Here is a 15,063-nt window from a genome sequence, read left to right on the forward strand (position 1 = left end):
GCTAAACGCAAACCTCTCAACAAGGTTGACGGTGTGGCCGCGATCGCAATTGTTATCGTTTCTCACAGTAAACAACTGGCTCTGGGTGTGCGGGAACTCGCCGCGCAGATGGTTCAGGGCCAAGTTTCCATTGCTGTTGCAGCAGGTATTGAAGATTCTGAAAATCCATTGGGTACAGATCCCATCCAGGTTTATGAGGCGATCGCTTCTGTATTTTCTGATGATGGTGTCTTGGTGTTAATGGATTTGGGTAGTGCTTTGCTAAGTGCAGAAATGGCCATTGAGTTTCTACCAGAAGCACAACAGCAAAAAGTGTATTTGTGTGAAGCCCCGCTAGTAGAAGGTGCGATCGCTGCTGTGGTAGCGGCGGCGGCTGGTGGAGATATTCACCAAGTTATGGCGGAAGCACGCGGCGCACTCCTAGCAAAAGCAACTCAATTGGGTTTAGTTAGTAGTCCGTTGTCTGCTATCACCCCAACAACAACCAATATAGAATCACCAACGCGAGAAATTCAGCTGATTGTGAGCAATCACTTAGGATTACACGCCCGTCCCGCAGCGCAGTTTGTCGCAACCGCAGCCCGGTTTCAATCCCAAATTTTAGTACGGAATTTAACGAGAAATACTCAGCTAGTTAGGGGTGACAGTATTAACCAAGTTACAACTTTAGGAGTGCGTCAAGGACACGAACTGCTGATTACTGCCACTGGTTCTGATGCAGATGAGGCACTGGCAGCATTACAGGCATTATTCGCGAATAACTTTGGTGAGGCAGCCCGGTCTTGTTGTTCCAACAAAGAGGAGCCAGCGCTGAAGACGGGTTTCCCGTCGCAGGTGACTGGCGTTGGACTGCCGAACCCGGAGGGTGAAGATCGTGTTTCCTTGAATTCTCCACCAGTATTTCAGTATGAAGTTACCCCAACAACTCACGGCGAACTTTCGGGGATTGCAGCTTCTCCAGGAGTAGCGATCGCACCTGTTGTTCATTATCAACCCACTCATATTATTGTTACGCAATACCACGTTGAAGATGTTGAAGCAGAGTGGCAAAGATTACAAACAGCAATCCACACCGCCCAACAAGAAATTCAAGCAGTTTTCTCACAAGCATCTCTGCAAATTGGTGATGCTGAAGCCGCCATTTTTGACGCCCAACTACTATTTTTAGAAGATCCAGTGTTGTTGGAAGCGGCTAAAGAACGCATTTTAGCAAACCATATAAATGCTGAAGCCGTTTGGCAAGCTGTAGTAGATGAAGTAGTAACTTCCTACCGCACACTTGAGGATTCTTATCTGCAAGAGCGAGTTGACGATGTTTTAGATGTCGGGCGAAGAGTGCTACGATTACTATCTGGCAATGCCCCCGCTAACCTGCATCTTCAGGAACCGGCGATTTTAGTGGCGACTGATTTAACTCCCTCAGATACCGCTGGATTAGATCCGACAAAGGTGTTGGGTATTTGTACTACTTCTGGTAGTGCCACTTCCCACAGTGCAATTATCGCTCGGACATTGGGTATTCCCGCAGTTTTGGGAGTAGATGCCCAGGTGTTGCACTTAGCAGATGGTACACTTATGGCTCTTGATGGCGAAAGTGGCAGAGCTTGGGTAGAACCGGAATCACACATCCTAGATTTACTAGCAGCAAAGCAGTCAGCTTGGCAAGCTGCCCAACAAGAAGCACAAGCTACAGCAAATCAACCAGCAATTACTTGTGATGGTAAGCAAATTAGCGTCTTCGCCAATATTGGTAGTATAAATGATGTCCAAGTTGCTGTAGCTAGCGGTGCAGAAGGCGTGGGACTCCTCCGCACTGAGTTTCTCTATTTAGATCGGACAAGCGCCCCGACGGAAGAAGAACAATTAGCAGTGTATCAGGCGATCGCCCAAGTTTTAGATAATCGTCCGCTAATTATTCGTACCCTCGATGTCGGTGGTGATAAGCCACTTCCCTATCTCAGAGTCGGATTTCCAGAAGCTAATCCTTTTTTAGGCTGGCGCGGAATTCGTTTCTGTTTAGATCATCTGGATTTGTTCAAAACTCAGTTACGGGCAATTTTGAGAGCCAGTGTCGGACACCAAATTAAAATCATGTTGCCGATGATTGCGACGGTAACGGAGGTACGTGCAGCTAAGGTAATTTTGGGTGAAGTGCAGGCTGAACTCAATCAAGCTGGTATTGCCTTTGATGCCGCGATGAAAGTAGGAATTATGATCGAGGTTCCGTCAGCAGTGGCGATCGCAGATCAGTTAGCCGCTGAAGTAGACTTCTTTAGTATAGGTACTAACGACCTGAGCCAGTACGTCATGGCTAGCGATCGCACTAATCCCCGCGTGGCAAATTTAGTTGATGCGCTACATCCAGCAGTATTACGAATGGTGCAACAAACTGTTCAAGCTGCCCATACAGCAGGGATTTCAGTCGGATTATGTGGAGAATTGGCAGCAGATACTTTCGCAACAGCAATTTTATTAGGTTTAGGGCTGGATGAATTAAGCGTCAATCCCCAAAGTATACCTGGCGTGAAGCAGGCGATCGCTCGATTAAGTATAGTTGCAAGTGAAGCGATCGTGGCATCAGCATTACAGCAAGATTCTGCAACTCACGTCAGAGAGCTAATTTCAACGGAAATCGGCCAGAATCGCATTTAAACCTTCACTTTTTTCATAAATAATAGGACTAGCCCTTTCAAGGTGGTGTGTTTTTCAAAACATGACCTTCACAGAATGATCACAAACTCTCAAACATCTGGCAGGTCTTGTCAAATTGAGAAATTTTCGCCGTCATCCGCGAGCTCCAAAGATTGCTCAACCAAAACGAACTTACTTCAAGAACAAGCCCCATGTCTCAACTGCTAAGATTCTAAACCAGAAAAAGCTGCAAAATAACACACCTTGAAAGGGCTAGTTGTAATCTAGTTAAGTTACAAAGTTTCCCAAGCAGTTCCTTTGTAGCCGTATTGAAAAATTTCTGGATGCAAAATTTCTGCCAAAATTTCTAGAGAATCTACCAGTCGTGGCCCTGGGCGATTGAAGTAAGAATTGCCATCAGTGATGTAGACCCTACCAGCTTCAGTCGCGTGTAGTTTTCCCCACTCTGGGCGTTGAGTTAACAACTGGGCTTCTTGGCGAGTGCGATTTAAATCAAAGCCACAAGGCATAAAAACAATTACATCTGGATTCGTTGTTAATAGAGTTTCCCACGGCAAGACAGGAGAAGGCTGACCTGTAGCACAAAATAGAGACTGTCCTCCTGCTAGGTTAACTAATTCAGGAATCCAATTCGCAGCCACCATCAAAGGATCAGTCCACTCGACACAGGCGACAGTAGGGAGTTCATGTAAAGAAAGTCCTTGGATTCTGTGGTGACAAATTTTGACGCGGGCTTCTAAATTTTCTAAGACTTTTACCGAGTCTACGCCAAAGATGTTGCCGACTCGTTCAATATCAGTCCAAACGTCCTGGAGAATATTGGGTTGTAAAGAAATAATCTGAGGTTTACTGTCAACGAGTGTGGCAACTGCCTTTTCAACTTCGTGTAAACTGACAGCACAAACATCGCACTGGTCTTGAGTGAGAATGTGGGTAGGCTGCAACTGCTCTAAAACATCTGTTTTGATTTCATAGATACTAAGAGCCGATTGCAATAATTTGTTCACTTCATCGTTAATCTGGCTGCTGGAGGCATTGGAGTTTAAACGTGCTTGGGTACAAATAGGGCGATTGTGGATTTCTGGAGGGTAATCACATTCGTGCGATCGCCCCACAATAGCATTAACCAACCCTAGTGCTGCTAAAGTCTCTGTTCCACCGGGAATCAGGGAAACAATTCTTACATCATTGTCCGTCATCGCTCCACCTCCATAAAAGCTGCCGTTACCTTGATTTTGACAAAATTTGAGTCATTAAGTATCTTTCTCTAGGAGAATCAAGGGTGTTTTAGTAGTCAGCACTAAGCAATAACTTTAACTGGGTATTAGAGACTGGAGACTGAAGATTATGGATTAAATATTAAGAATTAAGTATCAAATATTAAGGATTTAGAAAGATTTTTCCAGTTCACAGTCCTCAAAACTAAGTTCAAAACATTATACTAATTAACAGTATCTTCATTGGATAGTGGAATTACTTGATAGTAGAATTACTTGATACTTAAGATCATTGCAATGCTAATTATCCCCTGGCAAAAATTACTGGTATGAAGTAACAGAAGTAATCAGCAAAATCTAGCTTAGAACTCGTTAGCCAGAACCATAAAATTTGATTAGAAAAATTATACTTTCCGGTTATGAAAAATCATATCAAGTAGTTGTAGTTATACAAAGACAGTTTTACTTTTTGCGTAGAACTGCAAGGCAACATTATTTCTTCTTGAGGGCAACTAATGCAAGTGGTGTCAGCTAGAGATATTACAGAGTACAACCAGACCCAAGAGGCTTTAAAAATCAAAGAGCATAGTCGGCGAAAACAAAGCCAAACGCTGGTACAACTAGCAAGAAGCAAGACATTTCAGCAAGGTAATCTCAATGCCGTGTTGAGAGAAATCACAGAAACTACTGCTGGGACGCTCTTAGTCGAGCGAGTTGGCATATGGTTGTATAATGAAGAACGTTCTAAAATCGAGTGTATTGATTTGTATGATGTGAGGACTAAAGAGCATACCTCTGGTAACTCGCTTTTAAAAACAAATTATCCAGTTTATTTCCAGGCTTTAGAAGAGGAACGTACCATAGCCGCAGATGATGCCATAAACGATTTCAGAACTCAAGAATTATCTAAGTCTTATCTTTCAGTTATGGGCATTACATCGCTACTAGATGCACCAATTTGGCTAGAGGGTCGTTTGATAGGCGTAGTGTGTCATGAACACATAGGCAAAGGTCGCCAATGGACTTTGGAAGAAGAGACTTTTGCCGGCTCGATTGCAGATTTTGTGACGCTGGCGATAGAAGCAAGCGAGCGAAATGTCGTACAAGAAGCGCTACGACAAAGTGAGGCGCAATTCCGGGCGATTTTTGAGCGTTCCTCTATCGGCATTGGACTTATAGATATGAAAGCCCAGATAGTCGATGCTAATGTAGCATTGTGTGAGATTTTAGGATACAGCCGAGAAGAGCTATACGGCAAGACCTTTACCGATTACATTTCCGCAGAAAGGGGGGATTTAAAACTTTACAAACAACTGATGTCAGGAATTCGCACAGATTTAAAGAGAAGTTCGAGAGACGGCTTTCAAGCCTCGAAACATCAGGAACAGCTTGTCCAAAGACATCGCATTGAGATGGAAAGACGCTGCTTGCATCAAAATGGTAACTTAGTTTGGACTCATATCTCTGTTTCTGTTATACCAGGCAGCAATGGTGAACCCGAATTTTTTTTAGCGATGATTGAGGATATTACTGAACGTAAGCAAACTGAGTTGAAACTACGTGCTTCTCAAGAAGCAGCAGAAGCCGCCAGTCGGGCAAAAAGTGAATTTTTAGCAACCATGAGCCATGAGTTGCGGACGCCTCTGAATGCGATTATGGGTTTGTCGCAGTTGCTACAACAAGAAATAGTTGGCTCTCTCAATGAAAAGCAGAATGAATATGTAACTTCCATATATAGTAGTGGTGAACATTTACTAGCGCTGATTAACGATATTCTCGATTTATCTAAGGTAGAAGCAGGTAAAGAGGAACTGTTGCTGTCACCTTTGCCAGTGTCCGATTTATGTAATTATGCCATTTGGACAGTGCGCGATCGCGCCTTAGAAAAGGGATTGCAACTTACCTGTAAAATTGACCTAGAAGAAGATATTTGCATTGCTGATGAGCGGCGTATCAAGCAAATGCTACTCAACCTGCTCACCAATGCCATTAAATTCACCCCAGCCGGTCAGGTATCACTGCTAGTCAAAAAAGTACCACAAGGGATAACATTTACAATTTCAGATACGGGAATTGGTATAGACTCAAGTCAGTTTCAATTTCTATTTGAACCGTTTAAACAACTTGATAGTCGGTTAAATCGGCAGTATGAAGGCACTGGTTTAGGTTTAGCATTAACACGCAAATTAGCACGTTTGCATGGTGGAGATGTTACCGTGACATCAACTCTAGGAAAGGGTAGTCAGTTCACTCTGTTTCTACCAAATTCAGCGCATCTGGGAGATGAGTGAGATGGGGAAGCAAATTTTATCTTGGTCATAAAAATACATTTTTTCATGACCGAATAGGAACGTGGATTAAATAAAATGCAAAACTTCATCCTGTCTTTAGCTTCCCTCTCCTTTATAAGGCAATACACTTGGCTTTGTGAAAAATTGTAGGTTGAGTGAGGCAAAGCGCAACCCAACAAAGCCCTAGAAATATTGGGTTTCGTTCTTCAACTCAACCTACACAATTTAAGGATTTTGTAAAAAAATACAATACATTGTCACTTAGAATCTGAGAAAATTTTCCTCATTGCGATATGGGGAATACTAGCTTCTTCAAATATTTCTCCTTCTTCGACAAAATCCAATTTTTTGTATAAATCTTTTATATATTCTTGAGCATGAACCATTACTTCTGGAATATTTTTGTTAGCTACCACTTGTAGAGCATTTTCCATAATTTTTTTACCAATACCCTGTCCTCTAGCTGTCGATAAAACAGCGAGCCTTTCTATTTTGGCAGTTTTTTCATCCAAATATCTGATTCTGGTAGTACCCACAACTTCACCATTTAAATAAGCAATTAGATGAGTAGATATTTCATCTTTGCCATCAAACTCTAAAGCGGGATCTACACCTTGTTCTTCTTGAAAAACTGATTTTCTAATTGCTTGAATTGCCGGAAAATGTTGAGGAAATTCAGCAACTTTTATAACTAAATTACTCATTGTTATCTGTATCTTTGGGGTTCATATATACAATAGACATCTGGTGAAATTAATGATCAATTACCTGAAAGCTATGTAGAGACGTTATATGTAACGTCTCTACATTCATTTTCATTCCTATGTCTAAATAGATAGGACATACGCCCTACTAGTCTGTCAAATTCACTTTGACGGTTAGAGAGACACGATAAATCGCCGTCTTTACAGTGAATTTGACAGACTACTACCTACTTTTATCGTTCACTCTGCACCTTCAATTGGTGCAAAACCTTGGCGCTGAATATTTTCTGTAACTGCGCGTGGTTCCAAAAATTGCAGCAGATAATCAGGGCCACCTGCTTTAGAACCTACTCCAGAAAGTTTAAATCCACCAAAGGGTTGCCGTCCAACGATCGCTCCGGTAATATTGCGGTTAATGTACAAATTCCCAACTTCAAATTCTGTCTGCGCCTGCTGAATGTGCGAAGGTGTTCGAGAATAAAGTCCGCCAGTTAAGGCGTAGTTTGTACCGTTGGCGACTGCTAACGCTTCCTGGAAATCTTTTACCCGAATTACCGCTAGCACAGGGCCAAAAATTTCTTGCTGGGAAATTACCGCATTTGGCGATACTTCACTAAAGATGACTGGCCCGATAAAATATCCTTGTTCAGGTGATGGTAATTCCAATGCTAGTTGTGCTTCTGCCTTACCCTTCTCAATATACTCGCGGATGCGATCGCGCGCATTAGCATCAATTACTGGCCCAACTTGGGTACTCGGTAATTCTGCTTCCCCAATATTTAAGGATTTCGTCGCTTCCACCAATCGCTGCACAAAGGCATCATAAATCGGTTGCAGTACAATCACCCTAGAGGCGGCAGAACATTTTTGGCCACTGTAACCAAATGCCGATTGCACCACTCCCACAACAGCCTGGTCTAAATCAGCACTCTCATCGACAATAATGGCATTCTTGCCGCCCATTTCTGCAATCACCCGTTTCATGTGCTTTTGTCCGGGTTTCAGTGTTGCCGCTTCTGCGTAAATTCTACAGCCTACTTCTTGGGAACCTGTAAAAGCAATCACGTGAGTATCTGGATGATTTACCAAATAAGCACCGACTTGGGAACCCTTGCCAGGTACGTATTGAAATACACCTTTAGGAAAACCAGCATCGATCAAAATTTCTGTGAGTTTTGCCGTAATGACAGAAGATGTTTCCGCAGGTTTGAGGAGAGTGCAATTGCCTGAAACTAAAGCTGCAACAGTCATTCCACAAGCGATCGCTAGCGGAAAATTCCAAGGAGAAATCACGACAGCAATACCGCGTGGCTGGTAAATATAACGATTGGTTTCACCAGGTATGTCATAATTCACACCTTCATCTAAACGTTCTATCTCATCAGCGTAGTACCGACAAAAGTCTATCGCTTCCGAAACCTCTCCATCAGCTTCCTTAACTGGTTTACCAACTTCCAAAACTATCCAAGCTGAAAGTTCGGCGCGGCGGAGTTCCATCAAATCACCCGCTTTCCGCAAAATATCAGCGCGTTGTTTGGCTGGCGTTTTCTTCCACCCAGGAAACGCCGCTTTCGCAGCTTGCATCGCCTGTTCCGCCTGTTCAACGCTAATCAACCCAACTTTACCAATTACCTCACTGAAATTAGAAGGATTGAGAGAATCAACAAATTCTGGCGTATTGACATACTCGCCATTAATCAGTGGTAAATAAGTCTTACCCAACTGTTGACGAACATTTTGGAAAGCTTGCGCCGTCTTCTTTCTCACCTCTTCTTCAGCGTAATCGGTATCAGCCGCACCGAGGAAATGAGAGTTAGGAGTTAAAGAGTTCTTTTCATCTTTGACAATTGGCGGCGCTAATAATTCTTCAATTGGTCGATTTTCGAGATTTTGCCGTAAAAAAGAACTATTAGCGGTATTTTCCAACAACCGCCGAATTAAATACGCCATCCCAGGTAATAATTCACCGTAGGGACAGTAAACTCTTACCCGATAACCCCTATCAACCAACGCCTTGGCAACTTTATCACCCATACCGTACAGGACTTGTAATTCAAAGCGACGGCGAGGGACATTTAAGCTTTCAGCGATGGCAATGGCACGAGAGTGCGATCGCACGTTATGGCTACCAATGGCAGAATAGACATATTGATGATTTTCTAACAACAGCTGAGTGATGGTTTCAAAGTTCGCATCAGTTGCCGCTTTATCGTTGTAAACTGGCTGTTTCCAATGCTTTTGGGCTGCTTTGATGGTTTCTTGATCCCAATATGCGCCTTTCACCAAACGGATTGTTAGGGGATAACCGCGTTCTTTCAACCAAGAAATTACGTCTTTGACATCTTGCTCGCTATCACGCAGATATGCTTGAATTGTGATGCCAATATCTGTACGTTGCCGAAATTCTTCTTCTAGTAACAGTTTTTTCAGGATGCTGAGAGTTATATCCTTATAGGCATACTGTTCCATATCAAAATGTACAGCTGCGCCTAATTCTTTAGCACGACGTAAGAGAGTACGGATGCGATCGCTAACTCGCTCCTCACTACCTTTAGCATCTAATGGGTCAAATTGGGAATAAAACGCCGTTAATTTCACAGAAACCTGAACTTTTGGGATTGCTTCGCCATCAGCCTCATCAATAGCCGGGATAGCTGACCAATTCTTCGATGCTTCCACCAATTGTTGCATTAATTCTAGATAGCGTTCTAGATAAGACTGCGCTTCCGCTTCGGTAATCACCGCTTCACCAAGTAAGTCGATGGTGAAAGCCATTTTCTCTTTTCGCAGTCGTTCAACTGTTTTGATGACTTGTTTAATATTTTCCCCAGAAATATATTTATGGGCGAGAGTCTCAACCGCTGTACCAACGGTTGTAGCAGCAACTTGTCCTGGTACAGAATCGGGATTAGCAAAGTTCAGCATCCCCTTCAAAGCTGCTGGTAATTCTACAGATTCATCGCCGAGGTATTCTTGTAAATGTGAGGCAATTTCTGATTTACTGTGTAAAGCAGGTAGTGTATCTATAAAGCGAAATAGTTGCACCCGCAAGCCAGGATTACTCATCGCCCAAGCTAGTAATTTATCATCCCAGCGCATTTGATCCCGCAGGGAAGAAAAAAACGAACGATTTTCCTGGGTTGCTGCGAGAAGTTGTTTAGCAATTTCTTGGGTTTTAGCTTCGTAGGTGCTTGTTTGTACTTGTAATACCACTGATAATAAACTCCGTTAATCAAGGCAAGGCTTTTGGTATAAAGCCTGTGTCTTCTATTTTGACGCTTTCATTTCGCAGTCACCATATTTAACGTGAGTTCGACGAACCTCTCCCTGCCTTGAACTAAAGTTCAAGTCTGTCCCTCTCCGACTCGGAGAGGGACGGTTTTGCGTAGTAAAACCTTCTTAGAGGTTTTTTGATTGAGCAAATTGGGTAGATATTATATGAGCAATCGAATTCACGTCATATTTAGTAGGGAGTGGAGAATTCAATTAAAAATTAAAGAATTTCTGCCTCCTGCCTTCTTTTTCCCAATGCCCAATTCGATAACAAATGTTATCCTTTTGTTGATCTATTTTTAATTTGATAGACAGATGTTGCAACACAAGAGATTAGCTCAGTCATACTAAGAGCGTCAATACTACATTTATGCCTACAGAAAACCTCACGCATATTTTATTTTCTAACTGGCAACACACACTCCAACCCTTTGGCGTTGACCAGGTAGCGGCTGATAAAGCCTTTAATCCTTTGGTTGCAGCTTACTCTACCCCTGGTCGCTACTACCATACACTCAAACACATCGATCGCATTCTCAGCACAATTCAGATTTTGCAAGGTTACACCAATAACTTACCAGCTGTTCAACTAGCTGCCTGGTTTCACGATGTAGTGTATGACTCTCAAGCCCAAGATAATGAAGAACGAAGTGCGGACTATGCTTCTGAATTGCTGATTAATCTGGTTATTCCAGAAACTATCATCACTACTGTTACCCGTCTGATTCTGAATACTAAAGACCACCAAGCTGCGGTTGATGATTATGATAGCCAAGTTTTACTTGATGCAGATTTAGGGATTTTGGCTACTGACCCAGTGCAGTATCAAGAATACACCCATGCCATTCGCCGGGAATATGCCTGGGTGGCAGAAGAAGATTATATCAGAGGTCGTCAGCAGGTTTTAGAGGGATTTTTAAGGCGATCGCGTATCTACTTTACGCCTTTAATGTTAGAGTTCGCCGAACCATCTGCCCGTGGCAATATCCAGGGAGAAATTCAGTCTTTATTGTCTGGTTAGTTTTACATCAATTTTTCTTATGGATGCAACACCCGTTAAAGTAGCACAGCTTACACCCCTACGCTCAACCTGACTTTTCACATCATGTAGCAAGTTCCACGAAAAACCTAACCTAATTCCCGCGACGCTAAGACAAGGTAGTTTCAGACAAGCAGAGAAAAACTAAAACCCGGTTTCAAAGCCTCTATCCAAAGCGGAGAGAGGTTAGAGCCTGCATCTAAGGGAGAAGCTCTATAATGAGCTTTGATCTAGTATTAATATTTTAATTTAGCCATCATAAAGAAAGATAAGATTTAATAAGAGATTTTTTACTACTGAATTTTGAAACAGGAAGAACACTATGGCTAATACTGGTGTAATTCATCAACAAGCACCTCCAGAGCGTGTACCAATAAGAACCTGGATTGGTGTATTAGCTAGTATGCTTGGTGCATTTATGGCAGTATTAGATATTCAAATAACTAATGCTTCGCTACAAGATATTCAAGCAAGTTTAGGAGCGACTCTAGAAGAAGGTTCTTGGATTTCTACAGCCTATCTCGTCGCAGAAATTGTGGTAATTCCTCTAACAGGATGGCTATCACGAGTATTTTCTCTGCGGCGTTATCTGTTAGTAAATACTGCACTATTTATTTTCTTTTCTATCTGCTGTGCTTGGTCATGGAATCTCAATTCCATGATTTTATTCCGCGCCTTACAAGGTTTTAGTGGAGGAGTGTTAATTCCCACCGCGATGACAGTTGTCTTAACGACTTTACCCCAATCTAAGCAATCAATTGGACTGGCTGCATTTGGTTTTAGTGCAGTTTTTGCGCCCTCAATTGGCCCGACAATAGGAGGGTGGCTAACAGAAAATTTTGGTTGGGAATACAACTTTTATATAAACGTAATTCCAGGAGGATTAATGCTAGCTGGCGTCTGGTATGGAATTAAGCAAGAGCTACCCCAAATTAATTTACTGAAGCAAGGTGATTGGTGGGGAATTATTGCGATGGCAATTGGGCTAGGTTCCCTGCAAGTTGTTTTAGAAGAAGGTAGCCGCAAAGATTGGTTTAGTTCAGCATTGATTGTGCGTTTAAGTATAGTAGCAGTAATTTTTATAACGATATTTTTCTTAATAGAACTAACTCGGAAACAACCCTTTATTAATTTGCGGCTTTTACTTCGGCGTAACTTTGGTTTAGCCAGTATTGTTAATGTCTCACTAGGGGTAGGATTGTATGGTTCAATCTATATTTTACCTCTATATCTTGCTCAAATTCAACAATATAATGCGCTACAAATTGGCGAAGTATTAATTTGGGCTGGTATTCCTCAACTATTTATTATTCCTCTCATCCCCAGAATAATGCAACGCATTGATGTGCGTTTAATGGTTGCTGTTGGTGTGACTTTGTTCTCCATCAGTGCATTTATGAATTCTGGAATGACTCATGAAACTGGATTAGAACAATTACGATGGTCGCAATTTGTGCGAGCTATGGGACAACCCCTAATTATGGTACCACTAAGTTCTATTGCCACTGCTGGTTTGAATCCAAAAGAAGCAGGTTCAGCAAGTGGTTTATTTAATATGATGCGGAATATGGGTGGCTCTATCGGAATTGCATCTTTAGCAACTTTATTAACTAATAGAGAGCAATTTCACTCGAATAGATTGGGTGATGGAGTATCTTTATATAATCCAGAAACTCAACAGCGAATTGACCAAATGACCCAGTATTTTATCAGTAGAGGTGCAGATTTAAATACCGCTCACAATCAAGCGATCGCATCTATATCAAATATAGTCCGTCGAGAAGCATTTGTGCTAGCTTTTAACGATTGTTTCTACTTTATTGGCATTGCACTCTTACTCAGTGGCATTGCCGTTTTATTCCTCAAAAAAGTGAAGCCAACAGGTGGGGCTGTGGCTCATTAAACTTGTTCTATAGGTTAAAATGTTTGATAAAACTACTAAGGTACTAAAATGGTCATTAGCCGAAGTGAGTACTACATCTCCCCAGAAGAATATTTAGAAGGCGAGAAATTTAGTGAAATAAAACACGAGTATATTGATGGGCAAGTCTACGCAATGGCAGGAGCAAGTGATGCTCATGTCACAGTTAGTATGAATGTATCTATGCTACTGCGAAACCATCTCCGGGGTAGTGGTTGCCGTGTCTATATGTTAGATATGAAAGCACAAATTGATGTCATAAATCGCTATTTTTATCCCGATGTCATGGTGACTTGCGATACACGAGATAAAGAATTGGAATATTTTAAGTCCCATCCTTGCTTAATTATCGAAGTGCTTTCTGAGTCAACAGAAAGCTATGACAGAGGCAAGAAATTCGCTAGTTACCGACACTTAGAATCGCTACAAGAATATGTGCTAATTTCACCAGATAGAATGAATGTAGAATGCTTCCGACGCAATTCAGATGGACATTGGGTACTTTACCCTTATGAAAAAGGGGAAGAATTGTATTTAGCTAGCGTTGATTTTCGTTGTGCGATCGCAGAAATATATGAAGATGTTTTATTAGTAGATGATAATATTTATTAATCCAACATTTCTAGGTTAATTCCTAAAGCATTGAGTTGTTCAGCAGAGAGCGATCGCAACTTCTCTACAATTATCTCTCGTTTCTGTCGTTCAACTTCAGCACGTTCATAACCTGTTAACAATAAATTTCCTTGTGTATCCCACCACCGTAGCCAAGGTAACTCTGCATTCTGATACAAACCCTGCCAAATTCCCAACTCTATGCCCATAGGAACAATTGGGTAATGTCCTCGTTCATTGGGTTGCATCAGTTGATAAGTATTATCGACTAAGTGATATACTTCAACCTGTGCTTTTGTTACTTCATAAATTCCATAATAAGGCACTCTAATTGCCTGCTCATAAACCCAAAATTTACCAACATTCCCACCTTGCCCTTGAGATGGTGGTGTGCTATCTCGTTCTTCTGAACCATCTCCAGAGACAAATTCAATTACAATCAAGGGCGCAACATATTCCTTCCACAGCACATAAGAACGCCGCGTTTTACCATCGAGAGTAGGTGGTACATTGGGTACATAAAACCAATCTGGTGATTCAGCCCCTTTCTCAGGAGGATCTGTCAATCGCCAGTAAATGCCTAAATCTTGTCCAATACAATATTGACTATCAGGATAAAGTTCCTCTAGGACAAGTTTAATCGAGTCAGTGAGTAAAATACTTTGGGGATGCTCTTGCCAGTTTTTCACAAATGTACCATCTGAGTCTGGTAACTGGGTGTGATCGGGTAAAGTTAATGCCGATAAAGAAGTCATAGGCTTTAACCAAAGGTTTGTCTGATTCTTATTGTAGACTGCTATTTTGCTATTTTTGAATAGATGGGCTACTAGGTTAAATGCTATTTATATAACAACAGGTAATCTTGCTATATGAAAAAAGCTATTACGATTATTGCGGATATTCTGTATATCCTCACAATAATTCGCATTTGACTTAACTATAGACAATAAAAAACGAGAACCTATTACTCGTAAATCGTATGGTATTAAATGAGTTGGTATATCAAAAATCCATCCGGTGCCGGCCCATACAGTATTTTCCGAACGTTCCCAAATTACCCTTGTGTATCCCCCATCCAAATGAAAAATTACTTTTACAGTTTCTCTGGTTAACAGAAATATTTCATCCATTACAATTATTCTATTTTGATGCTTTGAAAAGGGCAGGCAGATATTATAAGTGTTTAACCAAACCTGATATTACAAAAATCTTAAGAAATAAAAACTAATGAGTATAATAAAAGGTTATTTTGATGATGTGCATTTTCCATAATGTAAGATAGACAGCTTTGAAATTACTCCAGACTCTATTACCGTTAACATTAAAAAAGGACTTGAAATATATCCTCCACATC

9 protein-coding genes are annotated in these 15,063 nt (G+C 41.5%); 5 read left to right on the plus strand and 4 right to left on the minus strand.

The window, feature by feature from the left end; all coding sequences use genetic code 11:
• Positions 1-33: 33 nt before the first annotated feature.
• A complete protein-coding gene (ptsP, locus tag FD723_RS08395; protein WP_179064918.1) occupies positions 34-2,652 on the plus strand; it encodes a phosphoenolpyruvate--protein phosphotransferase in 2,619 nt (872 codons plus the stop codon).
• Between the two features lie 272 nt (positions 2,653-2,924).
• On the opposite strand, the gene FD723_RS08400 is transcribed toward ptsP, so the two are convergent.
• The gene (locus FD723_RS08400; protein WP_179064919.1) at positions 2,925-3,851 is read right to left on the minus strand and encodes a cobalamin-binding protein; all 927 of its coding nucleotides are present in this window, start codon (positions 3,849-3,851) and stop codon (positions 2,925-2,927) included.
• Between the two features lie 533 nt (positions 3,852-4,384).
• Between FD723_RS08400 and FD723_RS08405 the strand changes: the two genes are divergently transcribed.
• The gene (locus FD723_RS08405) at positions 4,385-6,160 is read left to right on the plus strand and encodes an ATP-binding protein (RefSeq protein WP_179064920.1); all 1,776 of its coding nucleotides are present in this window, start codon (positions 4,385-4,387) and stop codon (positions 6,158-6,160) included.
• Positions 6,161-6,417: 257 nt separating this feature from the next.
• Here FD723_RS08405 and FD723_RS08410 read toward each other — a convergent pair whose 3' ends face one another.
• Both FD723_RS08410 and pruA read right to left on the minus strand, forming a co-directional pair.
• Positions 6,418-6,864, minus strand: a complete 447-nt coding sequence (locus tag FD723_RS08410) for a GNAT family N-acetyltransferase (protein WP_179064921.1) — start codon at positions 6,862-6,864, stop codon at positions 6,418-6,420.
• A gap of 240 nt (positions 6,865-7,104) precedes the next feature.
• Positions 7,105-10,077, minus strand: coding sequence for an L-glutamate gamma-semialdehyde dehydrogenase (pruA, locus tag FD723_RS08415; RefSeq protein ID WP_179064922.1), 2,973 nt, complete (start codon positions 10,075-10,077; stop codon positions 7,105-7,107).
• 430 nt (positions 10,078-10,507) lie between these two features.
• Here pruA and FD723_RS08420 point away from each other — a divergent pair, with 430 nt between their 5' ends.
• The 3 genes from FD723_RS08420 (at position 10,508) to FD723_RS08430 (ending at position 13,709) form a co-directional block, all read left to right on the plus strand.
• Positions 10,508-11,158 carry a hypothetical protein gene (locus tag FD723_RS08420; protein WP_179064923.1) on the plus strand — a complete coding sequence of 217 codons (651 nt, stop codon included), beginning with the start codon at positions 10,508-10,510 and terminating at the stop codon, positions 11,156-11,158.
• A gap of 340 nt (positions 11,159-11,498) precedes the next feature.
• Positions 11,499-13,079, plus strand: a complete 1,581-nt coding sequence (locus FD723_RS08425) for a DHA2 family efflux MFS transporter permease subunit (protein ID WP_179064924.1) — start codon at positions 11,499-11,501, stop codon at positions 13,077-13,079.
• Between the two features lie 48 nt (positions 13,080-13,127).
• Positions 13,128-13,709: a Uma2 family endonuclease gene (locus tag FD723_RS08430; RefSeq protein WP_179064925.1), complete on the plus strand. Its 582-nt coding sequence runs from the start codon at positions 13,128-13,130 to the stop codon at positions 13,707-13,709.
• On the opposite strand, the gene FD723_RS08435 is transcribed toward FD723_RS08430, so the two are convergent.
• Positions 13,706-14,464, minus strand: coding sequence for a Uma2 family endonuclease (locus FD723_RS08435; protein ID WP_179064926.1), 759 nt, complete (start codon positions 14,462-14,464; stop codon positions 13,706-13,708). The genes FD723_RS08430 and FD723_RS08435 overlap by 4 nt on opposite strands.
• Positions 14,465-15,063: the final 599 nt, after the last annotated feature.

The sequence above is a fragment of the Nostoc sp. C052 genome, assembly GCF_013393905.1.
Lineage (GTDB): Bacteria > Cyanobacteriota > Cyanobacteriia > Cyanobacteriales > Nostocaceae > Nostoc.